This is a genomic window from Nocardioides pantholopis, assembly GCF_003710085.1.
In the GTDB taxonomy this organism is placed as follows: Bacteria; Actinomycetota; Actinomycetes; order Propionibacteriales; family Nocardioidaceae; genus Nocardioides; species Nocardioides pantholopis.
In genome coordinates, this window is sequence record NZ_CP033324.1 from 385,295 (window position 1) to 411,387 (window position 26,093).

Sequence of the window (26,093 nt, forward strand, 5' to 3'; positions counted from 1 at the left end):
CGGCTCAGAACTCCCGGGACCAGAGGTTGACTGCATAGTCCACCTCGGTGCCGGCGTGCTCGGCCAGCACCGCCTCGGCGACCGGTGCAGGCAGCTCGATGCGGACCACCGCGGCCAGGTCCTCGCGCGAGGAGAACGACCACCGCACGTCCAGCGGGGTGCGCCGCCAGCCGCGGGCCGACCAGAACCGCTCGACCGCGACCGGGTCGACCTCCGGGTAGCCGCGGCGGAACCAGCCGCCGAACGTGGAGCGGGTCGGGTCGTTGTCGATCACGAACGCCGTCCCGCCGCGGCGTACGACGCGCTCGAGCTCGGCCAGGCCGGGCTCGCACCCCGGCCCGAAGAAGTAGGCCCAGCGGGCGTGCACGACGTCGACCGAGCGGTCCGGCAGCGGCAGCGCCTGCGCGGTGCCCTGGTGCACGGCGACGTTGCGCAGCCGGCGGGTGCGCCGTCGGGCGATCACCACCAGGTCCGGGTGCGGCTCGACGCCGAGGACCGACCCGGCGTCCTCGGCGAAGCGCGGCAGGTGGAAGCCGGTGCCGCAGCCGAGGTCGAGCACCGTGCGGCCGGTCCAGCCGGCCCGGCCGAGCCGGGCGAGCATCGCCGCCTCGAGGACGCCCTCCGGGTCGACGGCCCGGTTCTCGATCTCGTAGGTGGCGGTGTGGTGCCAGATGTTCGGGCTGGGGCGGGCCCCGGTCGGGATGCTCAGATCCGGACCAGCCCGTTCGGGGTCTGCACCTGCACGGCGACCACGCCAGGGGTGCCGTGCGGGGCCACCCACTCGACCTTGACGTCCTCCAGCGGCGCGTCGACGGTCTCGCCGAGCCACTCGCTGACCCGCTGCGGGTCGCCGGCGATCTCCAGGGAGTGCAGCGACCACAGCGGCGAGGCGCCGGTGCTCGGGTGCGGCCCGGTGTTGGCGTCCCACTCGATGAAGTACGGCACCTGCGGGTCGGCGATCAGCCCGTTGATGCCGATCTGCTTCCAGCGCAGCTCGCCGCCGTCGGGCAGGTGCCGGTTGCCGTCCGCCGCGTGCCGGCCCAGCCGCTGCTCGAGGACGGTGATGTCGGCGACCGCGACGACCCAGCCGAGCCATCCCCCGCCGAGCGCGGAGCGGGCCCGGACCGCCTGGCCGAAGGGCGCCTTGTCGGACGCCGGGTGGTCGAGGGCCTCGACGATCTCGAGGTAGGTCCGGCCGGCCAGCGGCAGGATCATGTTGCGGGTGCCGAAGCGGGGGTGCATCCCGCCGTCGACGAACTCCTTGCCGAGCAGCGCGCCGATGCGCTGCGCGGTGCCCGCCAGGCCGTCGGGGCCGGCGGCGTACGAGAGGTGGTCCAGGCGCATGCCCAGAATTGTGGGCGAGTCGTCGGGGGCTTTCGACAGTGGGGTCGGGTCTCTTGACGTCGAGAGAAAAGTAAAGAGCCCGCTCAGGAACGGTGGGGCGGGTCGGCCGGGTGCAGCGCCAGCAGGGACCGGGAGCGCACGTGCGCCTCGCAGTGCCGGACCAGCTCGGCGTACGCCGCGGCGCCCATCAGCGCGGTCAGCTCGGCGGCGTGGGTGAGGTAGACCGGCTCCACCGCGACATGGGCCTCGGTGTTCCCCGAGCAGTACCAGTCCAGGTCATGGCCGCCCGGGCCCCAGCCGCGCCGGTCGTACTCCCCGATCGAGACCTCGGTGTAGGTGCTGCCGTCGGTGCGCTCGACGTCGCGGAAGGTGCGCCGGATCGGCAGCTGCCAGCACACGTCGGGCTTGGTCTCGACGGGGTCCTTGCCGATGACGTAGGCCAAGGCGTGCAGCGCGCAGCCGGCGCCGCCGCCGCCCGAGGCGGGGGCGAAGTCGGTGCGGTTGTGGAACACGCAGGCCTGCTGGCCGTCGACCTCGACGACCCGGGTCTTGCGCTCGCCCTCGTCGTCGGTCTCGACCCAGTCCTCGGTGCGGACCTCGCCCTCGGGCCGCAGCTGCCACAGGTCGTGGTCGAGCATCCCGACGTACGCCGCGACCCGCTGCTCGTCCTCGGCGCCGGCGAAGTGCGCGCCGAGCGTGCAGCACCCGACGTCGGGGGCGTCGGCGTAGATGCCCGGACAGCCCTGGCCGAAGATGCAGGTGTAGGACGAGGTCAGCCAGGTGAGGTCGCAGCGCATCATCTCGGCGTCGTCGTCGGGGTTCGCGAACTCGACCCACGCACGGGGGAACACCAGGTCGACCTCAGGCACCCCGCCAGCCTACGGTGCAGAACCGGGCCGGGTAGGGCCGAGTAGGTTGGAGGCATGCGGCTGGGCGTCCTGGACATCGGCTCGAACACCGGGCACCTGCTCGTGGTCGACGCGCACGGTGGCGCGGCCCCGCTGCCGACCTCCTCGCACAAGCAGCCGCTGCGGCTGGCCGAGATGCTGGTCCAGGGCGGCCCCGACGACGGGGCGGTCTCCCGCGAGGGCATCGACGCGCTGACCGCGTTCACCGCCGAGGCCCGGACCGTCGCCGAGGACAAGGGCTGCGAGGAGCTGCTGGCCTTCGCGACGTCCGCGGTGCGCGACTCCGCCAACGCCGACGCGGTGCTGGACCACGTCCGGGAGCGCACCGGGGTCGAGATCCTCGTGCTGCCCGGGGACGCCGAGGCGCGGCTGACCTTCCTGGCGGTGCGTCGCTGGTTCGGCTGGTCCGCGGGCCGGCTCGCGGTCTTCGACATCGGCGGCGGCTCCCTGGAGATCGCCGCCGGCCGGGACGAGGCGCCCGACGTCGCCTGGTCGCTGCCGCTGGGCGCGGCCCGGCTGGCCCGGACCTGGTTCGGCCCCGCGGCCGGGGGCCCGGCGGGGGGCAAAGTCGGGGGACCCATGGACGAGGACACGCTGCGGGAGGGCCGGCGGCGGATCCGGGCCGAGATCGCCCGCGACGCCGGCCACCTGCTGCGCGGCGGGCGCCCGGACCGGGCGGCCGCGACCTCGAAGACGTTCCGCTCCCTGGCCCGCATCTGCGGGGCGGCACCGTCGGCCCAGGGCTCGCTGGTTCCGCGGACCCTGCCGCTCGCCGAGCTGCAGGCCTGGATCCCGAAGCTGAGCGCGATGCCCCTCGACGACCTCGCCCGGCTGCCCGGAGTCTCCCCGGGGCGGGCCCACCAGATCGTGCCGGGCGCGCTGGTCGCCGAGGCCTGCATGGACGTCTTCGACCTGCCGGCCCTCGAGATCTGCCCCTGGGCGCTGCGCGAGGGCGTGATCCTGGAGCGCATCGACCGGCTGAGCATCCTGGACGACCGGTGACCCGCCCCGCCAACCGGATCGGCCTGTCGACCTCCTCGGTCTATCCCGAGTCCTCCGCCCACGCCTTCGGGTACGCCGCGGCGCTCGGCTACGACGCGGTCGAGGTGATGGTCGGCATGGACGCGCTCTCCCAGCAGACCGCGGCGGTCCGGCAGCTCTCCGACCACCACGGCGTCCCGGTCTCCGCGGTGCACGCGCCCTGCCTGCTGTTCACCCAGCGGGTCTGGGGCACCGAGCCGTGGGGCAAGCTGGAGCGCTCCGCGGAGATGGCGGCGGTGGTCGGGGCCGAGGTGGTCGTCGTGCACCCGCCGTTCCGCTGGCAGAAGGACTACGCCCGGGACTTCGTGACCGGCATCGCCGCGCTCGAGGAGTCCACCGGGATCGCGTTCGCGGTCGAGAACATGTATCCCTGGCGGGCCTCCCAGCGGCGCGGGGTCGAGATGTACGTGCCCGGCCGCGACCCGTCCGAGGAGCCGTACGCCAACACCACCATCGACCTCTCGCACGCGGCGATCGCCGCAGACGACCCGGTCGCGATGGCGCGCCGGCTGGGCCCGCGGCTGCGCCACGTGCACCTCACCGACGGCACCGGGTCGGCCCGCGACGAGCACCTCGTGCCGGGCCGCGGCACCGCCGGTGCCGCCGAGTTCCTGAGGCACCTGGCTGCCGAGGGCTTCGGCGGCGAGGTGGTCGTGGAGATCAACACCCGTCGGTGCTCGACCCCGCAGGAGCGCGAGCGCGACCTGCGCGAGTCCCTGGACTTCGCCCGCCGGCACCTGGCGGTCGGCACTCCCTGAGCGCGCCTGCGGGGGCGCATAATCCGACATGACGAAAACTGCCGTGGAGATCACCGGCCTCCGGGTCGTGCGCGGTGGCCGGGCCGTGCTCGACGGCCTCGACCTGACCATCGGCGGCGGCGTGACCGGGCTGCTCGGGCCGTCGGGCTGCGGGAAGTCCACGCTGATGCGCTGCCTGGTGGGGGTGCAGAAGGTGGCCGGCGGCACGGTCGCCGTGCTCGGCGAGCCGGCCGGCAGCACGGCGCTGCGCAGCCGGGTCGGCTACGTCACCCAGGCCGCGAGCGTGTACGACGACCTCACCGTCGCCGAGAACCTGCGCTTCTTCGCGCGGGTGCTCGGCGTCGCCGCCGACCGGGTCGACACGGCACTGGCGGCCGTCGACCTCGAGGACCACCGCGACCAGGTGGTGGGCACCCTGTCCGGGGGCCAGCGGTCCCGGGCCAGCCTGGCCGTCGCCCTGCTCGGCGAGCCGGCGCTGCTGGTGCTCGACGAGCCCACCGTCGGCCTGGACCCCGTGCTGCGCCGCGACCTGTGGGCCCTGTTCCACCGGCTGGCGGACCGGGGCACCGCGGTGGTCGTCTCCAGCCATGTCATGGACGAGGCCGAGCGCTGCGACCGGCTGCTGCTGATGCGCGAGGGCCGGATCCTCGCTGACGGGACGCCCGCGGCGATCAAGGTCCGGACCGGGGCCGCCGACGTGGAGGGCGCGTTCCTGGCGCTGGTGGCGTCATGACGCCCCGCACGACGCTGGCGGTCGCGGCCCGGGTGCTGCGCCAGCTGCGCCGCGACCACCGGACGCTGGCGCTGTTGCTGCTGGTGCCGTGCCTGCTGATCACCCTGCTGTGGTGGATGTACGACGCCGCGGACCCGGCCACCTTCGACCGGATCGGGCCGCCCCTGCTCGCCATCTTCCCGTTCACGGTGATGTTCCTGGTGACCAGCGTGACCACCCTGCGCGAGCGGACCAGCGGGACGCTGGAACGGCTGCTGACGATGCCGATGGGCAAGCTGGACCTGCTGCTGGGCTACGCCCTCGCCTTCGGGTTGGTCGCGACCGTGCAGTCGGGCCTCGCGGTCCTGGTCAGCACGACCCTGCTGGGCCTGGACCTGGTCGGGCCGGTCTGGCTGCTGGTCGTGGTCGCCGTCACCGACGCCGTGCTCGGCACCGCGCTCGGGCTGTTCGTGAGCGCCTTCGCGCGCACCGAGTTCCAGGCCGTGCAGTTCATGCCGGCCGTCGTGATCCCGCAGATCCTGCTGTGCGGGCTGCTGGTCCCGCGCGAGGGGCTGCCGGGCGCGCTGGCAGCGATCAGCGACGCGCTGCCGCTGTCCTACGCGACCGACGCGATGATCCAGCTGACCGGCTCCACCTCGACGGGCGAGGTCTGGCGGGACCTCGCGGTCGTGGCGGCCTTCGCGGTCGCCTGTCTCGGCCTCGGGGCGGCGACCCTGCCGCGGCGTACTCCCTGAAGCGCGGCGTCAGCGGAACGCGGTCTGCGGGTCCAGGCCCGCGCGCAGCCGCCAGGCGGTCAGCGCCACGGCGAGGCAGGTCTGCTGGGCGGCATCGTCCAGGGAGACCCCGAGCAGCCGCTCGATCCGCTCCAGCCGGGCGTAGAGCGACTGGCGGCGGATCCCCAGCGCCGCCGCGGTCCGGGCCTTGCTGCCGCCGTGGACGACGAAGGCGTCCAGGGTCCGCACCAGGTCGGCCGACGCGGCGGTGTCGTAGCCCAGCAGCGGGCCGAGCTGCTCGGCCACGAACGTCGCGGTCGCGGTGGCGTCGGCGCCCGCGGCGAGCAGCCGGGGCACCCCGAGGTCGCGGGCCAGGACCACCCCCGACCGGGTGCCGAGGCGGCGGGCGAGCTGGACCACCTCGCGGGCCTGCGCCACCGCCGGGGCCGCGTCGGCGGGGTCGGCGACCGGGGCCGCCACGGCCAGCACCCGGGCCCCGCCCGCATGCGCGCCCAGCGCGCCGTACGCCGCGGTGAAGGCGCCGCGGACCCGCTGGGGGAGCGGCCGGTTCCAGCCCTGGCACAGTGCGACGACCTGGCGGCCGGCGGCCCCGACCACTGCCGGTCCGAGCTCGGCGCCCACCAGCGCCTCGCGCAGCGGCGCGACCAGCTCGTGGGCGGGGATCCGGGGGTCGACGTCGAGCGCGGCCACGAGCAGGTGGTGGTCCGTGGACAGGGTCCAGCCGGCCGCGGCCAGCCGGTCCCGCAGGTCCTGCCCGGAGGCCACCGTGCCGGCCACCAGGTCGGTCACGACCGCCTGCGCCAGCGACGGCCGGCGACCCTCGCCGGGGTGGCGGCCCAGCTCCAGCGCGGCGGCGACAGCGGCGCGCTGCAGGACGGCGGCGCGCCGCGAGCCCGGCCGGCCGCGGAGCACGACCTGCCCGGCGGGGCCGGCGGGCCCGCGGACCTGCGCCGACATCCGCTCGGGACCGGCGGCGGCCACCGCCACCCGACTGCGCTCGACCAGGTTGCCCTCCACGTCCAGGAGCTCCGCCGGGCAGCCCGCCAGCCGGGCGGCGGCGTCCAGCAGCGCGGTCATGCCCTGCCCGTGCACGACCGGCGCGAGCAGCTCCTGCCAGATCCGCTCGGCGGCGCGCGGGGCGTCCGGGCGCCGCCGGATCAGCAGGTCGTGGAAGTCCTCGATCATCCGCTCGAACGGCACCACCGCGTGGAACGCCAGCAGCGCCAGGCCGCGGCGCTCCGCGGCCCGGACCAGCTCGCCGGGGATCTCGAAGAACGAGCGGCCCAGCTCCAGGCCGAGGGCCGAGCACCCGGCGTCGACCAGCTCGTCGACGTACGCCGTGAGCTGGTCGACGGTGCGCCCGTGCAGGCCGAGCCCGGTGGTCAGCAGGAGCTCGCCGCCGGCGAGCAGCCCGCCCATCTCGTAGACCTCGGAGGAGTGCACCCAGCGCACGGTCACCGCGTCCGGGTCGCCGACCAGCAGGTCGGGGGCGGAGGCGCGGAAGGAGGGCAGGGCGAGCACCTCGCGCAGGCTGGGCAGCACGCGCCCATCCTGTCGGCGTAGGACGAAGTGTCAAGCATCACGATGCCTGAAAGGGGCGAAACGTCCCTTGCCGGGTCTTCCGGGCCTCTGGTCGGGTGGGGGTCCGCCGTCCCACGTCCCCAGGAGGACCCATGACCGACCACGACGACGACCGGCGCTTCCTCGGTCTCGCGATCGAGCAGGCCCGGATCGGCTGGGACGAGGGCGGCGTCCCGATCGGCGCCGCGCTGGTCCACGACGGGAGCGTGCTCGCGGTCGGCCGCAACCGCCGCATCCAGCTCGGCAGCCCGATCCGCCACGGCGAGACCGACTGCATCGACAACGCCGGCCGCCAGCCGGCCCGGGTCTACCGCGAGAGCGTGCTCTACACGACGCTCTCGCCGTGCTTCATGTGCGCCGGCACCGCCGTGCTCTACGACATCCCGCGGATCGTGGTCGGTGAGAACCGCTCCTTCCGGGCGTCCGAGGACTGGCTGCGCAGCCGCGGCGTGCGGGTCGACGTCGTCGACGACGCCGAGTGCGTCGCGCTGATGGAGCGGATGCTCGCCGAGCGGCCGCAGCTGTGGGCCGAGGACATCGGGGAGGAGGGATGAGCGCCCGCACCGGCGCCGGCCCGGTCGAGGAGGCGGCGCCGGTCGACCCGGACTACCCGGTCACCCCGGTCCCGCTGCACGCCCGCAAGTCGTTCCTCTCGCTGGCCGTGGTGCTGCTCGGCTTCACGGTCTTCACGCCGACGATGCTGGCGGGCGCCGCGCTCGGCCCGGCGTTCGCCTTCGGCGACCTGCTGCTGGTGATCCTGGCCGGCTCGCTGATCCTCGGGACCTACGTCGCGCTGCTCGGGTACGTCGGGGCGCGCACCGGCCTGACCACCGTCGTGATGGCCCGCTACAGCTTCGGCCACGGCGGCTCCAAGCTCGCCTCGCTGCTGCTCGGCGGCACCCAGATCGGCTGGTACGGCGTCATCGTCGGCACCATCGGCGACCTCACCGCCGAGGCCGCCGGCTGGGAGTCCTACGGCGCCAAGGCCGCGATCATGGTGGCGACCAGCATCCTGATGTGCGCCACCGCCTGCTACGGCTACCGCGGGATGTACTGGGTCTCGGCGGTCTCCACCCCGCTGATCCTGGTCCTCGCGGTGTGGGTCGTGATCCGCTCCCTGGACGAGGTCGACGGCCTGTCCGGGCTGCTGGACGTGGAGCCGACCGCGACGATGGCGATCCCGGTCGCGATCACCACGGTGGTCGGGACCTTCGTCTCCGCGGGCACCCAGGCACCGAACTGGACCCGCTTCGGGCGCACCGGGAGCCAGGCCGTCTGGGCCTGCCTGATCGGGTTCCTGATCGGCAACGGGCTGATGATCCTGTTCGGGGCGATCGGCGCGATCACCTTCGGCGAGGGCGACTTCGTGCTGGTGCTCTACAACCTCGGCCTGGTCGGGTGGGGCGTGTTCCTGCTCTTCGGCAACCTGTGGAAGTCCAACGCCGACACCGCCTACGCCTTCGGGGTCGCGGGCGCCGAGCTGTTCGAGCGGCCGCGCAAGACGCCGTTCGTGGTCGGCGGCTCGGTGCTGGGCACGCTGCTGGCGCTGACCGGGGTGCAGAACCACCTGGTCGACTACCTGGGCCTGCTCGGCACCTTCATCCCGCCCCTGGGCGGCGTGATCATCGCTGACTGGTTCCTGCGCTGGCGCCGGGGCATCCCGGAGGGACAGGCCACGACCGCGTTCGACCTGCGCAACCTGGCCGCCTACGCCCTGGGCAGCCTCGCGGCCTGGGGCTCCAAGGCGGCCGAGATCGGCGTCCCGCCGCTGATCGGGATCGTGGTCGCGGTGCTCGCCACCGTGGCCCTGGACCGGTCCCGCCGGGACCGGGCCGGCTCGGCAGGTTCCGGTCGGAGGGCAACCACGGGGACGTAATCTCGGCCACATGTCCCTGCTGAGACAGCCGATCCTCCTCCTCGCCCGCAGCGACCGGGTCAAGCGTCTGGCCGAGACGCTCCCGGTCGCCTCGCGGATGGTGGCGGGCTACGTGCCGGGCGAGGGGGTGGAGGACGCCGTGGCCGCGGCGGCGGCGCTCAGCACCGACGGGCTCGGGGTCAGCCTCGACTTCCTCGGTGAGGACACCCGGGACCGCGGGCAGGCCGACGCCACGGTCGCGGCGTACGTCGAGCTGCTGCGGCGGCTCTCCGAGCGCGGCCTGCACCACCGGGCCGAGGTCTCGGTGAAGCTCACCGCGGTCGGGCTGGCGCTGCCGGACGACGGGCCGGGGATCGCGCTGGAGAACGCCCGCATCATCTGTCGCGCCGCCCGCAACGCCGGCACCACTGTCACCATCGACATGGAGGAGCACACCACCACCGACGCGACCCTGGGGATCCTGCGCGAGCTGCGCAAGGACTTCCCCGAGACCGGGGCGGTGCTCCAGGCCTACCTGCACCGCACCGAGGCCGACTGCCGCGCGCTCGCCTACGAGGGCTCCCGGGTGCGGCTGTGCAAGGGCGCCTACGCCGAGTCCGAGGAGGTCGCGTTCACCGACCGCCTCGAGATCGACAAGTCGTTCGTGCGCTGCCTGAAGGTCCTGATGAACGGGCAGGGGCACCCGATGGTGGCCACCCACGACCCGCGCCTGGTCGAGATCGCGCTGGTGCTCGCCAGCCGCAACGGCCGGCCCCGGGGGAGCTATGAGTTCCAGATGCTCTACGGCGTCCGGCCCGAGGAGCAGCGCCGGCTCAGCGCCGCCGGGGAGTCGGTGCGGGTCTACGTGCCGTACGGCGGCCAGTGGTACGGCTACCTGATGCGCAGACTCGCCGAGCGTCCGGGCAACCTGTCATTGTTCGTCTCGTCGCTGCTGTCAAAGAAGTGAGAAGTAGGTAACTCGATGTCGCAGACCGCGATCCTGGGAGCCGGCGTCATGGGCGAGACGCTGTTGTCGGGCCTGGTCCGGGCCGGCCGCCGCGTCGACCAGCTGCTGGTGGGGGAGAAGCGGGCCGAGCGCGCCCGCGAGCTCGAGGAGCGGTACGGCGTGTCAGTGGTCGCCAACACCGACGCGGCCGCGCGGGCCGACACCGTCGTGCTCGTGGTCAAGCCCCAGGACATGGCGGTGGTGCTCGAGGAGATCGCGCCGGTGCTGCGGGCCGGCCAGCTGGTGGCCTCGCTGGCGGCGGGCATCACCACCTCCTTCATCGAGTCGCGGGTCCCGGCCGGCGTCGCCGTGGTCCGGGTGATGCCGAACACCCCGGCCCTGGTCGACGAGGGGATGTCCGCGGTCTCGGCGGGCTCGCACTGCAGCGAGGAGCAGCTCGCCGAGGTCGAGTCGCTGATGGCGTCGGTCGGCAAGGTGCTGCGCATCCCCGAGCGGCAGCAGGACGCGGTCACGGCGATCTCCGGCTCCGGCCCGGCCTACCTGTTCTTCGTCGTGGAGTCGATGATCGAGGCGGGTGTCCACCTCGGGCTGCCCCGGGCGACGGCGAGCGAGCTGGCGATCCAGACGATGGTCGGCTCCGGGAAGATGCTGCGCGAGACCGGCACCCATCCCGTGGTCCTGCGCGAGCAGGTGACCTCGCCGGCCGGCACCACCGCGGCGGCGCTGCGGGAGCTGGAGGACCACAAGGTGCGCGCGGCGTTCCTCGCCGCCATGGAGGCCGCGCGGGACCGGTCCCGCGAGCTCGCCGCCGGCAGCTAGCCGCCCCGGCCCTCAGTCCCGCCCCTCAGTCCACGGGCCTCAGTCGCGCGGCATCCGGGTGCGACCGCGGCGGGCGTCGAGGTTGTCGAAGAGCGCCTCCCACTGGTCGACCACGGCGGCCAGCCCGTAGCCGCGGGCGGTCTCCATCGCCTCCGCTCCGAGCCTCCGGCGCAGCGCGGGGTCCTCGACCACGCGGAGCAGGGCCCGGGAGAGGCCCGCGATGTCCTCGCGCCCGACCAGCAGCCCGTTGACGCCGTCCACGATCAGCTGGCGCGGCCCCTCCGGGCAGTCCAGGCTGACCGGCGGGAGCCCGGTGCTCATCGCCTCCAGGAGCACCATCGGCAGGCCCTCGTAGCGCGACGACATCGCGTACGCCGAGGCCTCCCGCAGCCGGCCCTCCATGTCGTCGGTGAACCCCATCAGCCGGGCCCGGCCGACCAGACCGAGCTCGGCGATGCGCCGCTCGATGACCGGCCGCTCCGGCCCGCTGCCGTAGATGTGCAGCTCCCAGTCCGGGTGCGCGGCGGCGACCGGCGCGAACGCCTCGACCAGGCGGTCGAACGCCTTCTGGGTGGCCAGCCGGCCGGCGCTGATGATGACCGGGGCGGTGAGCGGCGCCGGCTCGGTGACCGCGAACGGCGTGGCGTTCGGGATCACCGCCAGCCGCGCCGGCGTCGGCCCGAGCTCCGCGCGCCAGCGGTCCAGGTCGGCGATGGTCAGCGTCGTGAACGCGTCGAGTCGGTCGCCGACCTCGCGCAGCGCCCGCTTGAGCTGGCTGAGGCGGCGCACGTGGGTCATGTGCTCCTGGGTGACCACCAGCGCGTCCGGGTGCGCCCAGCGCGCCGCGGCCACGGCGAGCGCCGGGCGGGTGGCCAGCACGATGCCTGGTGGCAGCGCCTTCAGCCGCTCGCGCAGCAGCCGGTCGGTGAGTGCGGAGAGGACCTCGTCGATGCCCTCGGCGAGCTCACTGGGCCGGCGGTCGAGCTCCCGGTCGCGCTCGGTGGCCGCCGGGTCGCGCCGCGGCCGGGGCAGCGGTGCGGCCGGGGTCTCGCCCGCCCGGTCGACCAGGAAGCTCAGCCGGACGTCCGGGTGCACCTCGACGTAGGGCCGCTGGCGCAGCCGGTAGACGCTGAGCACCTCGACCGCGTGCCCGCGGGCCGCCAGCTCGTTGGCGACCAGGAAGATCGTGCGCGGGATGCCCCCGGTGCCGTAGGCGTTCTTGGCCAGGATCGTGACCCGGCGGCGCCGTTGCGCGCGCGCCCGGTCGCGGCGTCGCCAGACGGGCGGCAGGGGGCGGCGTTCGGCAGCCGTGGGCTCGGGCACCGCAGGAGCGTAGCCGCGCCGGGACCGGTTGGGGTCACGACAACCCGATCGCCGCGCCGGCGGCGGCCAGCACGTGAGCATGCCGCCACGGCGCCCGGCCCGGCGGTAGCGTCCCGCCCATGCCCGCTTGCGAGGGACCGGCCACTGTCGTCTTCGACCAGGTCCTCACCGAGTACGACTTCGGCCCCGAGCACCCGATGTCGCCGCTGCGCGTCGACCTGACGATGCGGCTGGCCGCGGAGCTCGGGGTGCTCGATCGCGGGCTGCGCACGGTCGTCGCGCCGGTCGCCTCCGACGACCTGATCGCCTCGGTCCACGAGCCCGCCCTGATCGAGGCGGTGGAGCTGGCGGGGCGCCGGGCGACCCCGGACCACGCCCGCGGGCTCGGGACCGAGGACAACCCGCTCTTCCACGACATGCACCAGGCCTCGGCCCACGTCGTCGGGGCGACCGTCGAGGCCTGCCGGCAGGTCGGCAGCGGGGAGTCGCTGCACGCGGTGAGCATCTGCGGCGGGCTGCACCACGCGATGCCGGGCCGGGCCAGCGGGTTCTGCATCTACAACGACGTCGCGGTGGGGATCCGGCACCTGCTCGACACCGGCACGGCGCGCGTCGCCTACGTCGACCTCGACGTGCACCACGGGGACGGGGTCGAGGCGGTGTTCTGGGACGACCCCCGGGTGCTCACGATCTCCCTGCACGAGACCGGCCAGATGCTCTTCCCCGGCACCGGGCACGCCACGGACCTGGGCGGGCCCGGGGCTCGCGGCAGCGCGGTGAACGTGGCGCTGCCGCCCGGCACCGGCGACGCCGGCTGGCTGCGCGCCTTCCACGCAGTGGTGCCCCCGCTGGTGCGCGAGTTCGCCCCCGACGTGCTGGTCACCCAGCACGGCTGCGACACCCACGCCGACGACCCGCTGGCGCACCTGATGGTCTCGGTCGAGGGCCAGCGCGCGGCGTACCTGGCGATCCACGACCTCGCCCACGAGGTCACCGGCGGCCGGTGGGTCGTCACCGGCGGCGGCGGGTACTCGGTGGTCGGCGTGGTCCCGCGCACCTGGACCCACCTGCTGGCGGTGGTCGGGGGGCAGCCGCTCGACCCCGCCCTGGAGACCCCGGGCGGCTGGCGCGAGCACGTCCGGGAGCGGTTCGGGCGCACGGCGCCGTCGCTGATGGGCGACGGCCGGGCCGTCGACTACCGGGACTGGACGGGCGGCTACGACCCCGAGACCTGGCTGGACCGCGCGGTGCACGCGACCCGGACGGCGGCGTTCCCGCTGCACGGTCTGGACCCGATGCCCTGACCCGCGAGCCCGGGCCGGGCGCGGACTCCCGTGGCAGGGTGGAGGGGTCGGTCGGAGGTTCCGGCCGGGGCTGGACTTGTCAAATGCAAGGCGACACGCCGGAGACCACTCAAGTTCCTTTCCTGTTCCTCTTCCCCAACAGTCACTTCTGGCCCTATTCTCCCAAGCACGCAGCCGGGTGAGCACTGGTGGGAAGTCAGTGGCGCGCTGCAGAGAAAGAACGGTGCACGATGGCTGCCAACTCCACGGGGGATATCTCCGAGGCGAAGTTCCTGACCGTCGCGGAGGTCGCCGCGATGATGCGCGTCTCCAAGATGACCGTCTACCGGCTCGTCCACGGCGGCGAGCTGCCTGCCGTCCGGGTGGGCCGGTCGTTCCGCGTCCGCGAGGAGGACGCGAACGAGTACATCCGCAAGAGCTTCTACGACGCCGGCTGACCGGTGCGCTGAACCGCGCGCCGACCGCGTGGCGGCCGCGATTCCTCGCCCTTCCGCGCTACGGATAGGCTGGCCCGGTCCGCCGGGTGTCTGCCCGGGGGCCGATCGTCTGAAAGGTGTCCCGTGGGTTCTGTCATCAAGAAGCGGCGCAAGCGCATGGCCAAGAAGAAGCACCGCAAGCTGCTGAAGAAGACGCGCGTTCAGCGTCGCAAGCTCGGCAAGTAGGTCCTCCGCGCTCGGGCGGACGACGGCTCGGACGGCGAACGGCAGGCGGACTGCATGGGTGAGGACGGCAAGGTCGTGCTGGTCACCGGGGTCTCTCGAGACCTCGGCCGGACCTTCGCGCGCGACCTGGCCGCCGACCCCGGCGTACGTCGTGTCATCGGCGTCGACGTCGTGCCGCCGCGCGGAGACCTCGGCTCGGTCTCGTTCGTCCGGGCCGACATCCGCACTCCGGTGATCGCCAAGGTGATCGCCAAGGAGGACGTCGACACCGTCGTCCACATGAGCGTCATCTCCACCCCCGGCAGCGCCGGCGGGCGGAACACGATGAAGGAGCTCAACGTCATCGGGACGATGCAGCTCCTCGCCGCGTGCCAGAAGGCGCCAGCGCTGCGGCGCCTGGTCGTGAAGTCGACGACCACCGTCTACGGGGCCAGCAGCCGGGACCCGGCGATGTTCACCGAGGAGATGGGGCCCCGACGGGCCCCCAGGTCGGGGTACGTCAAGGACGTCGCCGAGATCGAGGGCTACGTGCGCGGCTTCGCCCGGCGTCGCTCCGACGTGCGGGTGACGACGCTGCGCTGCGCCAACGTCATCGGGCCCAGCGTGGTCAGCCCGCTCACGTCGTACTTCCGGCTGCCGGTGGTGCCGACCGTCCTGGGCTACGACCCGCGCATGCAGTTCCTGCACGAGCGCGACCTGTACGCCGTGCTGCGCCACGCTGTCGCCACCGAGGTCGAGGGCACCTTCAACGTCGCCGGCGACGAGGTCCTCGTGCTCTCCCAGGCGCTGCGGCGCATCCGCCGGCCCTCGGTCCCGCTGCCCTCGGTCGCGGTCGGCCGGATCGGCGCGACGCTGCGCTCGGCGCGGGTCGCGGACTTCTCCCCCGAGCAGCTCGGGTTCCTGACCTACGGTCGGGGTGTGGACACCACGCGGATGCGCACCCAGCTGGGCTTCGAGCCCGCACTGACCACCCCCGAGGCGTTCGCCGACTTCGGTGCCGGCCTGCCGCCGGTGGGCGGCGCCGACCTGGTGGACCGGCTGCTCGGCGCCGCCGAGCGCGAGCTCGCGGGAGGAAGCGGTCGTGGCTGACGCCGAGATCATCCCGATCGGGACCCGGGGCCGTCCCGGCCGCGGCACCGGCCAGCGGCCCTCCGCCGCCGCCCGGGACCTGGCCCCCGGCCGCCCGGCGCCGCGGCGTACCCCGCCCCGCGGCTCCGAGGAGGGGCCGCGCGCCGTGCCGACCCCGGAGCCGGCAGATCCCGAGACCGGGTCCGGGGGGCCCGCCCCGCTGTCGGAGGCCGACCTGCTCGCGGCGTTCCGCGAGGCTGCCCACGAGGTGCTCGGCGACGACGCCGAGCGCCAGCTGGCCCGGTTCCTGGCCTTTCTGCGGCGCCGCGTGACCGGCGACTTCACGGTCGACGAGTACGGCTTCGACGAGGAGGTCACCCGGCGGTTCTTCCTCGCCGCGCTGCGCCCCATCGCCCAGCGCTGGTTCCGGGTCGAGGTCCGTGGCGCGGAGAACATCCCGACCGAGGGCGGCGCCCTCGTGGTCTCCAACCACTCCGGCACGCTGCCCGTCGACGGCCTGATGACGATGCTCTCGGTCCACGACCACACCGGCCGGTTCCTGCGCCCGCTCGGCGCGGACCTGATGTTCCGGCTGCCCGGGGTGGGCGTGCTGGCCCGCAAGGCCGGTGCGACCCTCGCCTGCAACGAGGACGCGGAGCGGATGCTCGCCGACGGTGAGCTGGTGGGCGTCTGGCCCGAGGGCTTCAAGGGCGTCGGCAAGCCGTTCAGCGAGCGCTACAAGCTCCAGCGCTTCGGTCGGGGCGGCTTCGTGTCGGCCGCGCTGCGCACCGGCGTGCCGATCGTGCCGCTCTCGGTGGTCGGCGCGGAGGAGATCTACCCGATGGTCGGCAACCTGCCGACGCTGGCGCGGCTGCTGGGGCTGCCCTACATCCCGATCACGCCGTTCTTCCCGCTGCTCGGCCCGCTCGGGATGATCCCGCTGCCCTCGAAGTGGCTGCTGGAGTTCGGCGAGCCGATCCGCACCGACGAGTACGACCACGGTGCGGCCGACGACCCGATGCTGGTCTTCGACGTGACCGACCAGGTCCGCGAGACGATCCAGCAGACGCTGTACTCGCTGCTGGTCCAGCGCCCCTCCGTCTTCGGCTGAGGACGCCCGGGCGCCCGGGCCCGGCCGCGCTACGGCCGCGGGGTCGGCGGCAGCAGCGGTCCCGTGAGGTCGTCGAGCAGGTCGCCGACGCCCTGGAGCACCTCGGGGACCACCGGCAGCGTCGGCGCCCCGGACGGCGGCGTGGTCAGGTCCTCGAGGAGCTTGCCGGCGGGGCCCTTGGGCTTGCGGGACGGGGCGCCGCCGGGACGCTCCGGCTGGGCCGGAGCCGGGGCCGGCGGCGGGGGGAGCGCCGAGGGGGGCGGCACGCTGGGCTGCGGAGCGGGCGGGCTGGGGGCCGGGGCGGGCTTCGGAGGGCGGACCGGCTCGACGCTCGGGGCCGGTGACGGAGCCGGGGTCGGGGCGGGCGTGCCGGTCGCCGGGGGGAGCAGGCCGTCGAGTACCGGTCCGGCCTGGCTGACCAGCCACTGCGGGATCTCGGTCGGGCTGACCGGGCAGGCCGGGCAGGCCGACTGCAGCGTCCGCTGGATGCCGGTCAGGACGCGGCCGGCCTCGACCAGCGCCTCCCGGGCGTCCGGCGGCACCAGCGGGGCGATCTCGTCGAGCCGGGCGAAGCTGTCGACGACGAACTCCTGGACGCGGTCGACGGACTCCTGCTCGCCACGGTCGTCGAAGTCGGCGAGCAGCAGGTCGGAGGCCTCGGTGGCCTGCTCGGAGAAGCTGGTGAGGGTCTCCTCGATCACCGCGACGTCCTCGGAGGAGGCCCCGTCGTCGGTGCGCCGGGTGAGCTCCTGGAGCTCCTCGAGCCGGCTGCGGGCCTGGGCGAGCAGCGTGGTGCCCTTGCTGCGCTCGTCGAGGGTGACGCCGCTGTGGGTGTTCTCGATCGCGCGCTTGACCGGGTAGAGCACGTCGCCGGGGACCGCGGACTGGGAGGCGACCGCCACCGAGGTCGTGGCGGCGAGCACCGCGGCGGTGCCGGCCAGGACGGCCACCCGGCGCTCCCGCCGGTTCCGGCCGTACGGCGCGCGCAGGCGGGCGCGGGCGTCGGGGTCCGGAGCGGCGGGTCGGGGAGCCGGGTCCGGCCCCGGGTCGGTCGCGAGCGTGGTGGCCGCCTGCGCCATCAGCCGCTCGCGCAGGTCGGCGACGAAGTCGGGCCGGGCCTCGGGCTGTGGCAGCGCGCGCAGCTCGCCGGTCAGGGCGACCAGCCGGGCCAGCTCGGGGTCGGCGACCGGGGCGGCGGTGGCTCCGGAGCTGCGCGCCGGCGCGCCCTCGAGGAGCCGCTGCAGCTCCTCGGCGTCGCGGCGGCCGCGCCAGGGCGCCCTCATCCCCGGATCCCCTCGGGCATCAGCTTGGCGAGGTTGCGGACCCCGCGCAGCTGGAGCTGCTTGACAGCGCCGTCGCTGCGCCCGAGGACGGCGGCGGTCTCGGCGATGCTGAGCCCCTCGAGGAACCGCAGGACCAGGCAGTCGCGCTGCTCGCCGGGAAGCCGGGTGAGCGCGTCGACCAGCACCTCGCGGGTGAGGCGGGCGAGCACCGTGCTCTCCGGTCCCTCGGCGCTGCCGTCGTGCTGGGTCATGTCCTCGGTGCTGACCTCCAGGCGGGTCCGGCCGGCCTTGGCGTGGTCGGTGGCCAGGTTGCGGGCGATCGTCATCAGCCAGGCCCCGAAGTCCTTGCCCTGCCATCGGAACGTGCGCACGCTGCGCAGCGCCCGGAAGAACGTCTCGGAGGTCAGGTCCTCGGCCAGCACCCGCGACCGGGTGCGGTACCACAGGAAGCGGAAGACCGGGCCCTGGTAGTGGTCGTAGAGCAGCCCGAAGGCGTCGGCGTCGCCCTGACGGGCGAGCTCGACCAGCCCGATCAGTCGGGACCGGTCGGCCTCCGACTCCTCCGCGGACGCGGCCGGCCCCTCGTCGCGGGGCGGTCGCCCGCCACCTGCCCGGCCACCCGCCTCGGCCAGCAGCATCCCGGCGTCCGCGCCGGGGCCCCAGGGAGCGGCCCAGGGAGCCCTGCCGCACAGCACGCGCGCGACCACGACGCGCAGGGCGTCGAGCCCCCGCGATCCCTGGTCAGCCACGCCCGACAGCGCCACGTTCCCCCCACCGCTTCCTCGCGAAGCGGATTCGACTCTAACCCCGGGAGGACGGCCGGGGAACCGTTGTCGAGGACGCCCGCCCCGGGGCGGTCCGGGCGCGGCTCAGGGGCGGCTCAGGGACTGGCTCAGCGGCGGCGACGCAGGGCGGCGCCGGCCGCGATCGTGCCGGTCGCCGCGCCCGCGACGGCGCCGAGGACCACGCCGGCCCGGGCCGCCTTGCGGCCGGTGCGATAGTCGCGCACCAGCCAGCCGCGGGCGCGGGCGTGGGCGCGCAGCCGGGGGTCGGGGTTGATCGCGCAGGGGTTCCCGACCAGCCCGAGCATCGGCAGGTCGTTGGCGGAGTCGGAGTACGCCGAGCAGGCCTCCAGGTCGAGGTCCTCGCGCGCGGCGAGCGCCCGGACCGCCTCGGCCTTGGCCGGCCCGTGCAGCAGGTCTCCGACCAGGCGGCCGGTGTAGACGCCGTCCTCGTGCTCGGCGACGGTGCCGAGCGCGCCGGTGAGGCCCAGCCGTCGGGCGATCACCCGGGCGACCTCGATCGGGGCCGCGGTGACCAGCCAGACCCGCTGGCCGCGGTCGAGGTGGAGCTGGGCCAGGGCACGGGTGCCGGGCCAGATGCGGTGCGCCATCGCCTCGTCGAAGATCTCCGCGACCAGGGTCTCCAGCTCGGAGACGGTGTGCCCGGCGATGAACGCCAGCGCGGAGTGGCGGGCCGCCGCGACGTGCTCAGGGTCCTCGACGCCCACCATCCGGAAGTAGGCCTGCTTCCAGGCGGCGCCGAGGAGCTCGCGGGTGGTGAAGAACTCGCGCCGGTGCAGGCCGCGGGCCAGGTGGAAGATGCTGGCGCCCTGCATCAGGGTGTTGTCGACGTCGAAGAACGCCGCGGCGCGCGGGTCGCCCGGCTGGTGCAGCGCGGTCTCCACCTCGGCGGCGGCGGCCGCGGCCTCACCCGCCAGCGTGGACCGCTGCTGGAGGTTGGGCAGGGTGCGCCGGCGTGCAGGCGGGGTCACCCGGCACACAGTAGTGCGACCAACCTCACGCCGCGACGCCCGCCGGATCGTGTGGAAGGATCCGGCCATGGGTGAGCCGGAGCGAGGTTCCGCTGTCCGCGACGTGGCCGAGCTGGTGGCGACCGCCGCCGAGGCGGCACCGGACCGCCTCGCGCTCGTCGAGGCCTCCGGACGCAGCCTGACCTGGGCCCAGCTCGAGGACGAGGTGGGCCGGGTGGCGACCGGCCTCGGCGCCGCGGGGATCGTCGCCGGCTTCCGGGTGCTGGTGGTGCTGGGCAACCGGCTCGAGTTCGTCACGACGTACCTGGGGGCGCTGCGGGCCCAGGCGGTCGCGGTGCCGGTCAACCCCGGGTCGACCCCCGAGGAGCTGACCGCGATGCTCGCCGACAGCGGCGCCCGGGTGGTGGTCGCCGGGGCCGACACCGTCGGCGCCGTGCGCGCTGCACTCACGGGCCTCACCGGGCTCACCGGGGGCCGCGAGGCCGTGCCCCCGCGGGTCGTGGTCGTCGGCGCCCCGCCGCTCCCCGGCGAGCAGGCCTACGACGACCTGCGCGCCGAGCCGGCGCGCCCGGTGCCGCCGCTCCAGGACCCCGAGAAGCTGGCCTGCCTGCTCTACACCGCGGGGACTTCCGGCCGGCCCCGGGCGGCGATGCTGACCCACCGCGCGCTGCTCGCGAACGTCGAGCAGGTCGCCGCGGTCGAGCCGCCGCTGATGCACGGCGACGACGTGGTCCTCGGCGTGCTGCCGCTGTTCCACGTCTACGGCCTCAACGCGGTGCTCGGCGGCGTGCTGCGGCACCGGGCGAAGCTGGTCCTCGTCGACCGGTTCGACCCCGAGGGGACCCTCGATGTCATCGACGACGAGGCGTGCAGCGTGCTGCCCGTGGCGCCTCCGGTCTTCGCCCGTTGGCGCGACGCCGAGCACCTGGCCGAGCGGCTCGGGCCGGTGCGGCTGGTGCTCTCCGGCTCGGCGCCGCTCTCGGCCGAGGCGGTCCAGGAGTTCGTGGGCCGCACCGGGGTCCTGGTCCACCAGGGGTACGGGCTCACCGAGGCGGCGCCGGTGGTCACCAGCACGCTGCGCAGCGCGCACCCGGCGCCGGGCTCGCTCGGCGCAGCGCTGCCCGGCATCGAGCTGCGCCTGGTCGACGACGCCGGCCGGCCGCTCGACGGCGGTGACCCCGGCGAGATCCAGGTCCGCGGGCCCAACCTGTTCAGCGGCTACTGGCCCGACGGCGCGGACGCGCCCGACGCCGCCGGCTGGTGGTCGACCGGGGACGTCGGCTACCTCGACGCCCAGGGCGACCTGGTCCTCGTCGACCGGCTCCGGGACCTGGTGAGCGTCTCCGGGTTCAACGTCTACCCCGCCGAGGTCGAGGACGTCGTCGGCGAGGTGGAGGGGGTCCGGGCCGCGGCCGTGATCGGCGTGCCCGACGAGCACACGGGGGAGGCGGTGGTGGTCTACGTCGTGGCGCCCGACGCGGACCCCGCGGAGGTCACGGACGCCGTCCACCGGCACGCCGGCGCCCGGCTGGCGCGGTTCAAGCGGCCGACCCGGGTGGAGGTCGTGGCCGAGCTCCCGATGACCCGCGTCGGCACCGTGCACCGGGCGGGGCTGCGCGGCGTCGAGCGGCGGCGGACCCTGGGCCTCGTGGACTGACCGGGGCAGTGCTGGAATGGGGGCCATGAGCGAGCCCCGGGTGACCCTGTACGCGAAGCCGGGCTGCCACCTGTGCGAGGACGCCCGCGCGGTGATCGAGCGGGTGTGCGCGGAGCTGGGGGAGTCCTACGTCGAGGTCTCGATCCTCGACGACCCGGCACTGCTGCAGCGGTTCGCCGAGGAGATCCCGGTCACGTTCGTCGACGGTCGCCAGCACGACTTCTGGCGGGTCAGCGAGGACCGGCTGCGCGCCGCGCTGACCGGCTGAGGCCCCGCCAGGCCGGGCCGCGCCGGGTCGACCCCGCCGCGCGTGGGTCATCTCACATGTGCTAGCCCGCGGGGCGAGAACGGGTCCGCTCGGTTTGTTCTCACGTTCACAAACTCCTACAGTGATCGAGCCGTCGGACGACTCCGGGTCGGGCCGGCCCCCTCCGCGGCGAGCGTCAGTGGCAGTGGAGAGAAGACACGTGAGCGCACGGACACCCAGCGAGAGCGCCCGGGAGATTCCCGAGGCCACCGTCGCTCGACTGCCGATCTATCTGCGGGCCCTCTCCTCCCTCACCGAGGCCGGCACCACCACCTGCTCCAGCGAGGACCTGGCCGCGGCGGCGGGCGTCAACAGCGCCAAGCTGCGCAAGGACCTCTCCTACCTCGGCAGCTACGGCACCCGCGGCGTCGGGTACGACGTGGAGTACCTGCGCTACCAGATCGCCCGCGAGATCGGCGTGACCCAGGACTGGCCGGTCGTCATCGTCGGCATCGGCAACCTCGGGCACGCGCTGGCCAACTACTCCGGCGTGCGCAGCCGCGGCTTCCAGGTGGTCGCGCTGCTCGACGCCGACCCCGCTCGGCACGGCGAGGTCGTGGCGGGGGTCGCCGTGCGGCCCTTCGACGACCTCGAGCAGATCGTGCGCGAGCAGCGGGTCGCGATCGGCGTGGTCGCCACGCCCGCCGTCGCCGCCCAGGCCGTCGCCGACCGGATGGTCGCCGCCGGCATCGGCAGCATCCTGAACTTCGCACCGACCGTGCTGGCGGTGCCGGCCGGGGTCGACGTCCGCAAGGTCGACCTGTCCATCGAGCTGCAGATCCTCGCCTACCACGAGCAGCGCAAGGCTCACGGCGAGACCGAAGGAGCGTCCGCGTGAGCGTCCTGGTCGTGGGCATCTCCCACAACACCGCCCCGGTGGCACTCCTCGAGCGCCTCGCCCTCGACCCCGAGGGCGTGCACAAGCTGGTCCTCGACGTGAGCAGCAGCTCCCACGTCACCGAGGCCGTGGCGATCGCCACCTGCAACCGCCTCGAGGTGTACGCCGAGGTGGAGCGCTTCCACGGCTCGGTCGAGGAGCTCTCCGCCCACCTGGTCGAGAAGGCCGGCGGCGAGCCCGAGCTGTTCGTCCCCCACCTCTACGTCCGCTACGACGACGCCGCGGTCTCCCACCTGTTCCAGGTGGCCGCGGGGCTGGACTCGATGGCCGTCGGCGAGGCGCAGATCCTGGGCCAGACCCGCAACGCGCTGCGCACCGGCCAGGAGCTCGGCACCGTCGGCTCGACCCTGAACGTGCTGTTCCAGCAGGCGCTGCGGGTCGGCAAGCGGGCCCGCGCCGAGACCGGCATCGACCGGGTCGCGCCCTCGCTGGTCTCCGCGGCGCTCGACCAGGCGCTGCACGGCGGCGGCCTCGCCGGCCGGCGGGTCCTCGTGGTCGGCGCCGGCGCCATGGCCGGGCTCGCGACCGCGACCGCCGTACGCCGTGGTGCCACCGACGTCGTGATCGCCAACCGCACCCCGGAGCGCGCCGAGCGCCTCGCCGCCGAGTACGGCGGCACCCCGGTCGCGCTGGCCGACCTGCCCGCCGCCCTCGCCGAGGCCGACGTCGTGCTGGCCTGCGCCGGCGCGCGCGGCACGCTGGTGACCGCGGCGATGGTGCGCGAGGCCACCGCGGGCGGGCGGCCGCTGGCGCTGGTCGACCTGGCGCTGCCCCACGACATCGATCCCGAGGTCCGCGACCTGCCCGGTGTGACACTGGTCGGCCTGGCCGACCTCGCGACCGCCCTGCGCGGCACCGAGGCCGCCGACGAGGTCGACGAGGTGCGGCGCATCGTGGGCCAGGAGGTGGCCGCGTTCCTCGCCGCCCGGCGCCAGGCCAGCGTCACGCCGACAGTGGTGGCCCTGCGGACGATGGCGACGACAGTGGTCGACACCGAGATGGAGCGGCTGGCCAACCGGCTGCCCGACCTCGACGAGGAGACCCGCGCCGAGGTGCTGCAGACCGTGCGGCGGGTCGCCGACAAGCTGCTGCACGAGCCCACCGTGCGGGTCAAGGAGCTCTCCAACACCGCGGGCGTCGTCTCCTACGCCGAGGCGCTGGCCGACCTGTTCGCGCTCGACCCCGGCGCGGTCAGCGCCGTCACCCGTCCGGAGGGCCTGTGATGACCACGGTGACCACCGCCCGCCCGGTCCGGGTCGGGACCCGGGCCTCGCTGCTGGCCACTACCCAGTCCGGGCACGTCGCGGAGCTGATCCGCGCGCGGCTGGGCCGCGAGGTCGAGCTGGTCCAGGTCACGACCGACGGCGACCGGACCCAGGCCGCCGGCACCCCGCTCGCGGCCGCCGGCGGCACCGGCGTCTTCGTCGCCGCGCTGCGCGAGGCGCTGCTGGCCGGCGACGTCGACGTGGCTGTGCACTCGCTCAAGGACCTGCCCACCTACCCGACCGAGGGCGTCACGCTGGTGGCGGTGCCACCGCGGGAGGACCCCCGCGACGTCGTCGTCGCCCGCGACGGGCTCACCCTCGCCGAGCTGCCGCCCGGCTCCCGGGTCGGCACCGGCTCCCCGCGGCGCGAGGCGCAGCTGCGCGCCCTCGGGCTGGGCCTGGACATCGCCGGCGTGCGCGGCAACGTCGACACCCGGATCGGCAAGGTCCGCTCCGGGGAGTACGACGCCGTCGTGCTGGCCCGCGCGGGACTGGCCCGGATCGGTCGCCTCGAGGAGATCACCGAGGTGCTCGACCCGCTGCAGATGCTCTCCGCCCCCGGGCAGGGCGCCCTGGGCGTGGAGTGCCGCAGCGACGACCCGCTGCGGGCGTCCCTGGCCGACCTCGACGACCCGCCCACCCGGGCCGCCGTCGAGGCGGAGCGGGCGGTGCTGGCCACCCTCGAGGGTGGCTGCGCGGCGCCGATCGGCGCCCTGGCCGAGGTGGTCGAGGGCGAGGACGGCGAAGAGCTGTGGGTGCGAGCCGTGGCGCTCTCACCCGATGGGGCCCTCTCGGTGCGCAAGTCCGCCACCGGGTCCCCCCAGGACGCCGCCGGGCTAGGAACCCGGCTTGCGAGCGAGATGCTCGCCGACGGTGCTGGTGAGCTGGACGAGGTCCGGCCGCCGACGCGAGACGAACCAGAAGACCGAGAGTCAGACAGGGTGCAGAAGGCATGACGCGAGGCAAGATCACCACCACCGAGGCAACCGGGCGCGGCTGGGTGTCGTTCGTCGGAAGCGGACCGGGCGACCCCGACCTCCTGACGGTGCGCGCCGTCGACCTGCTGCGGCAGGCCGAGGTCGTCGTGACCGAGGCGCCCGAGCACGCACCGATGGTGCGCACGCTGCTGGGGCTGCCGGAGCCGGCCGCCGAGGACGAGACACCGGCCGAGGCGCCGGTCGGCCCGATCCTGGTCGACGGCGGCTTCGGCGAGGACGGCCAGCCGCTGACCCACGCGGCGCGGGCGAAGGTCGTGGTCAAGCAGGCCAAGAAGGGCCTGCGGGTGGTCCGGCTGATGACCGGCGACCCGTTCGTCTACGCCTCCGGCCCCGAGGAGGCGCAGGCCTGCGTCAAGGCCGGCCTCGGGTTCGAGATCGTGCCGGGGGTCACCTCGGTGAGCGCGGTCCCGGCGTACGCCGGCATCCCGCTGACCACCAAGGACCACCGCGAGGTCGCCGTCGTCACCTGTGACGGCAGCATCGACTGGAGCCAGTACGCCGACCGCCGCACCCTGGTGCTGCTCTCGGCCGTCGGCCAGATCGCGGACATCAGCAAGGCGCTGCTCGACGCCGGTCGCCGGCCCAGCACGCCGGTCGCGATGACCCGGGTGGGGACCACCACCACCCAGGAGACCGTGACCTCGACGCTGGAGAACATCGCGGCCGACGCCCGCGCGGCCCGGATGGCGCCGCCGGCGGTCACCGTCGTGGGCGACGTGGTCGACCTGCGCTCGACCCTGTCGTGGTTCGAGACCAAGGCCCTGTTCGGCTGGCGGGTCCTGGTGCCGCGCACCAAGGACCAGGCCGGCCCGCTCACCGCGCGGCTGCGCGGGTACGGTGCGGTGCCCGAGGAGGTGCCGACGATCTCCGTGGAGCCGCCGCGCAACCCCCAGCAGATGGACAAGGCCATCCGGGGCCTGGTCGAGGGCCGCTACGAGTGGATCGCCTTCACCTCGGTCAACGCGGTCAAGGCCGTCCGCGAGAAGTTCGAGGAGTACGGGCTCGACGCCCGTGCCTTCTCCGGGCTGAAGATCGCGGCGGTCGGCGACAAGACCGCCCAGGCGATCGCGGCCTGGGGCCTGCGCGCGGACCTGATGCCCTCCGGCGAGCAGTCGGCGGCCGGGCTGCTGGCCGACTGGCCCGAGTACGACGACGTGCTGGACCCGATCAACCGGGTCTTCCTGCCGCGCGCCGACATCGCGACCGAGAACCTCGTCGCGGGCCTGATCGACCTGGGCTGGGAGTGCGACGACGTCACGGCGTACCGGACGGTGCGGGCCACCCCGCCGCCGGCGCCGACCCGGGACGCGATCAAGACCGGCAAGTTCGACGCTGTCGTGTTCACGTCGTCCTCGACCGTGCGCAACCTGGTCGGCATCGCCGGCAAGCCGCACCCGTCGACGATCATCGCGGTGATCGGGCCGGCCACGGCGAAGACCGCCGAGGAGCACGGCCTGCGGGTCGACGTGCTGGCCCCCAACCCGGACGTCGAGGAGCTCGCCGACGCCCTCGCGGACTTCGGCGCCGCCCGCCGCGCCGCGCTGGTCGAGGCCGACCAGCCGGTCACCAAGCCGTCGGACCGCAAGCCCAGCGCGCGCTCCCGCAAGGTCCGCGCCGAGTAGCAACCACGGTGGTCGAGCCGCGAGCGCGAGCGAGCGTGTCGAGACCCAGAGCGAGACCCCGCGTCGTACCGGCGCGGGGTC

Annotated in this window: 27 protein-coding genes; 19 read left to right on the forward strand and 8 right to left on the reverse strand. The window is 74.6% G+C overall.

Annotated elements, in window-relative coordinates; translation table 11 throughout:
• Positions 1-4: 4 nt before the first annotated feature.
• The 3 genes from EBO35_RS01755 to EBO35_RS01765 all read right to left on the reverse strand — a co-directional run bounded on the left by EBO35_RS01755 (position 5) and on the right by EBO35_RS01765 (position 2,213).
• Positions 5-601: a class I SAM-dependent methyltransferase gene (locus EBO35_RS01755; RefSeq protein ID WP_241153810.1), complete on the reverse strand. Its 597-nt coding sequence runs from the start codon at positions 599-601 to the stop codon at positions 5-7.
• 104 nt (positions 602-705) lie between these two features.
• Complete coding sequence (locus tag EBO35_RS01760) at positions 706-1,344, reverse strand: VOC family protein (protein ID WP_122816202.1); 639 nt, start codon at positions 1,342-1,344, stop codon at positions 706-708.
• A gap of 83 nt (positions 1,345-1,427) precedes the next feature.
• Positions 1,428-2,213: a hypothetical protein gene (locus EBO35_RS01765; RefSeq protein ID WP_122816203.1), complete on the reverse strand. Its 786-nt coding sequence runs from the start codon at positions 2,211-2,213 to the stop codon at positions 1,428-1,430.
• Positions 2,214-2,267: 54 nt separating this feature from the next.
• On the opposite strand from EBO35_RS01765, the gene EBO35_RS01770 reads away from it, so the two are divergent.
• Genes EBO35_RS01770 through EBO35_RS01785 form a run of 4 tightly spaced genes read left to right on the forward strand, consistent with a single transcriptional unit; the run spans position 2,268 to position 5,518 of the window.
• Positions 2,268-3,254 carry a Ppx/GppA phosphatase family protein gene (locus EBO35_RS01770; protein ID WP_122816204.1) on the forward strand — a complete coding sequence of 329 codons (987 nt, stop codon included), beginning with the start codon at positions 2,268-2,270 and terminating at the stop codon, positions 3,252-3,254.
• Positions 3,251-4,051 carry a sugar phosphate isomerase/epimerase family protein gene (locus EBO35_RS01775; RefSeq protein ID WP_206422638.1) on the forward strand — a complete coding sequence of 267 codons (801 nt, stop codon included), beginning with the start codon at positions 3,251-3,253 and terminating at the stop codon, positions 4,049-4,051. The genes EBO35_RS01770 and EBO35_RS01775 overlap by 4 nt, the downstream gene beginning before the upstream one ends.
• 28 nt (positions 4,052-4,079) lie before the next feature.
• Positions 4,080-4,784, forward strand: coding sequence for an ABC transporter ATP-binding protein (locus EBO35_RS01780; RefSeq protein WP_122816206.1), 705 nt, complete (start codon positions 4,080-4,082; stop codon positions 4,782-4,784).
• Entirely contained in the window at positions 4,781-5,518 is a 738-nt protein-coding gene (locus tag EBO35_RS01785; RefSeq protein WP_122816207.1) for an ABC transporter permease, read from the forward strand. The genes EBO35_RS01780 and EBO35_RS01785 overlap by 4 nt, the downstream gene beginning before the upstream one ends.
• Before the next feature lie 9 nt (positions 5,519-5,527).
• Here the strand turns inward: EBO35_RS01785 and EBO35_RS01790 are convergent, their stop codons facing one another.
• Positions 5,528-7,060 carry a helix-turn-helix domain-containing protein gene (locus EBO35_RS01790; protein WP_122816208.1) on the reverse strand — a complete coding sequence of 511 codons (1,533 nt, stop codon included), beginning with the start codon at positions 7,058-7,060 and terminating at the stop codon, positions 5,528-5,530.
• Positions 7,061-7,191: 131 nt separating this feature from the next.
• Between EBO35_RS01790 and EBO35_RS01795 the strand changes: the two genes are divergently transcribed.
• From EBO35_RS01795 to proC, 4 genes are read left to right on the forward strand one after another with little or no spacing between them, the layout of a single operon-like run.
• Positions 7,192-7,653, forward strand: a complete 462-nt coding sequence (locus EBO35_RS01795) for a nucleoside deaminase (RefSeq protein ID WP_122816209.1) — start codon at positions 7,192-7,194, stop codon at positions 7,651-7,653.
• Positions 7,650-8,975: a cytosine permease gene (gene codB / locus EBO35_RS01800; RefSeq protein ID WP_122816210.1), complete on the forward strand. Its 1,326-nt coding sequence runs from the start codon at positions 7,650-7,652 to the stop codon at positions 8,973-8,975. Before EBO35_RS01795 ends, codB begins: the two co-directional genes overlap by 4 nt.
• Positions 8,976-8,985: 10 nt before the next feature.
• Positions 8,986-9,921 carry a proline dehydrogenase family protein gene (locus tag EBO35_RS01805; protein WP_241153811.1) on the forward strand — a complete coding sequence of 312 codons (936 nt, stop codon included), beginning with the start codon at positions 8,986-8,988 and terminating at the stop codon, positions 9,919-9,921.
• Between the two features lie 15 nt (positions 9,922-9,936).
• Complete coding sequence (gene proC / locus EBO35_RS01810) at positions 9,937-10,740, forward strand: pyrroline-5-carboxylate reductase (protein ID WP_122816211.1); 804 nt, start codon at positions 9,937-9,939, stop codon at positions 10,738-10,740.
• A gap of 39 nt (positions 10,741-10,779) precedes the next feature.
• Here proC and EBO35_RS01815 read toward each other — a convergent pair whose 3' ends face one another.
• Positions 10,780-12,063, reverse strand: coding sequence for a glycosyltransferase family 4 protein (locus tag EBO35_RS01815; protein WP_164477759.1), 1,284 nt, complete (start codon positions 12,061-12,063; stop codon positions 10,780-10,782).
• A 119-nt stretch (positions 12,064-12,182) separates the two neighbouring features.
• Between EBO35_RS01815 and EBO35_RS01820 the strand changes: the two genes are divergently transcribed.
• The 5 genes from EBO35_RS01820 (at position 12,183) to EBO35_RS01840 (ending at position 16,208) form a co-directional block, all read left to right on the forward strand.
• Entirely contained in the window at positions 12,183-13,367 is a 1,185-nt protein-coding gene (locus EBO35_RS01820; protein WP_122816213.1) for an acetoin utilization protein AcuC, read from the forward strand.
• Between the two features lie 230 nt (positions 13,368-13,597).
• Positions 13,598-13,804 carry a helix-turn-helix domain-containing protein gene (locus tag EBO35_RS01825; RefSeq protein WP_122816214.1) on the forward strand — a complete coding sequence of 69 codons (207 nt, stop codon included), beginning with the start codon at positions 13,598-13,600 and terminating at the stop codon, positions 13,802-13,804.
• A gap of 123 nt (positions 13,805-13,927) precedes the next feature.
• Positions 13,928-14,029 carry a 30S ribosomal protein bS22 gene (locus EBO35_RS01830; RefSeq protein ID WP_008356322.1) on the forward strand — a complete coding sequence of 34 codons (102 nt, stop codon included), beginning with the start codon at positions 13,928-13,930 and terminating at the stop codon, positions 14,027-14,029.
• Between the two features lie 54 nt (positions 14,030-14,083).
• Positions 14,084-15,118, forward strand: a complete 1,035-nt coding sequence (locus EBO35_RS01835) for an NAD-dependent epimerase/dehydratase family protein (protein ID WP_122816215.1) — start codon at positions 14,084-14,086, stop codon at positions 15,116-15,118.
• Entirely contained in the window at positions 15,111-16,208 is a 1,098-nt protein-coding gene (locus tag EBO35_RS01840) for a lysophospholipid acyltransferase family protein (RefSeq protein WP_122816216.1), read from the forward strand. The genes EBO35_RS01835 and EBO35_RS01840 overlap by 8 nt, the downstream gene beginning before the upstream one ends.
• Positions 16,209-16,237: 29 nt before the next feature.
• Here EBO35_RS01840 and EBO35_RS19675 read toward each other — a convergent pair whose 3' ends face one another.
• The 3 genes from EBO35_RS19675 to EBO35_RS01855 form a co-directional block, all read right to left on the reverse strand.
• Entirely contained in the window at positions 16,238-17,491 is a 1,254-nt protein-coding gene (locus EBO35_RS19675) for a DUF5667 domain-containing protein (RefSeq protein ID WP_122816217.1), read from the reverse strand.
• Positions 17,488-18,240 (reverse strand): sigma-70 family RNA polymerase sigma factor, encoded by a 753-nt coding sequence (locus EBO35_RS01850; protein ID WP_241153812.1) that lies wholly within the window; start codon positions 18,238-18,240, stop codon positions 17,488-17,490. Before EBO35_RS01850 ends, EBO35_RS19675 begins: the two co-directional genes overlap by 4 nt.
• Positions 18,241-18,383: 143 nt before the next feature.
• A complete protein-coding gene (locus EBO35_RS01855; protein ID WP_241153813.1) occupies positions 18,384-19,265 on the reverse strand; it encodes an HAD family hydrolase in 882 nt (293 codons plus the stop codon).
• 67 nt (positions 19,266-19,332) lie between these two features.
• On the opposite strand from EBO35_RS01855, the gene EBO35_RS01860 reads away from it, so the two are divergent.
• The 6 genes from EBO35_RS01860 to EBO35_RS01885 all read left to right on the forward strand — a co-directional run bounded on the left by EBO35_RS01860 (position 19,333) and on the right by EBO35_RS01885 (position 26,012).
• A complete protein-coding gene (locus EBO35_RS01860) occupies positions 19,333-20,922 on the forward strand; it encodes a class I adenylate-forming enzyme family protein (RefSeq protein ID WP_122816219.1) in 1,590 nt (529 codons plus the stop codon).
• Positions 20,923-20,947: 25 nt separating this feature from the next.
• Positions 20,948-21,190, forward strand: coding sequence for a glutaredoxin family protein (locus tag EBO35_RS01865; RefSeq protein WP_122816220.1), 243 nt, complete (start codon positions 20,948-20,950; stop codon positions 21,188-21,190).
• Positions 21,191-21,389: 199 nt separating this feature from the next.
• Positions 21,390-22,067 (forward strand): redox-sensing transcriptional repressor Rex, encoded by a 678-nt coding sequence (locus tag EBO35_RS01870; protein ID WP_122816221.1) that lies wholly within the window; start codon positions 21,390-21,392, stop codon positions 22,065-22,067.
• Complete coding sequence (locus EBO35_RS01875; protein ID WP_122816222.1) at positions 22,064-23,350, forward strand: glutamyl-tRNA reductase; 1,287 nt, start codon at positions 22,064-22,066, stop codon at positions 23,348-23,350. Before EBO35_RS01870 ends, EBO35_RS01875 begins: the two co-directional genes overlap by 4 nt.
• Positions 23,350-24,348: a hydroxymethylbilane synthase gene (gene hemC, locus EBO35_RS01880; RefSeq protein WP_122816223.1), complete on the forward strand. Its 999-nt coding sequence runs from the start codon at positions 23,350-23,352 to the stop codon at positions 24,346-24,348. The genes EBO35_RS01875 and hemC overlap by 1 nt, the downstream gene beginning before the upstream one ends.
• On the forward strand, positions 24,345-26,012 hold the full coding sequence (locus tag EBO35_RS01885) for a bifunctional uroporphyrinogen-III C-methyltransferase/uroporphyrinogen-III synthase (protein WP_122816224.1): 1,668 nt from the start codon (positions 24,345-24,347) through the stop codon (positions 26,010-26,012). Before hemC ends, EBO35_RS01885 begins: the two co-directional genes overlap by 4 nt.
• Positions 26,013-26,093 lie beyond the last annotated feature (81 nt).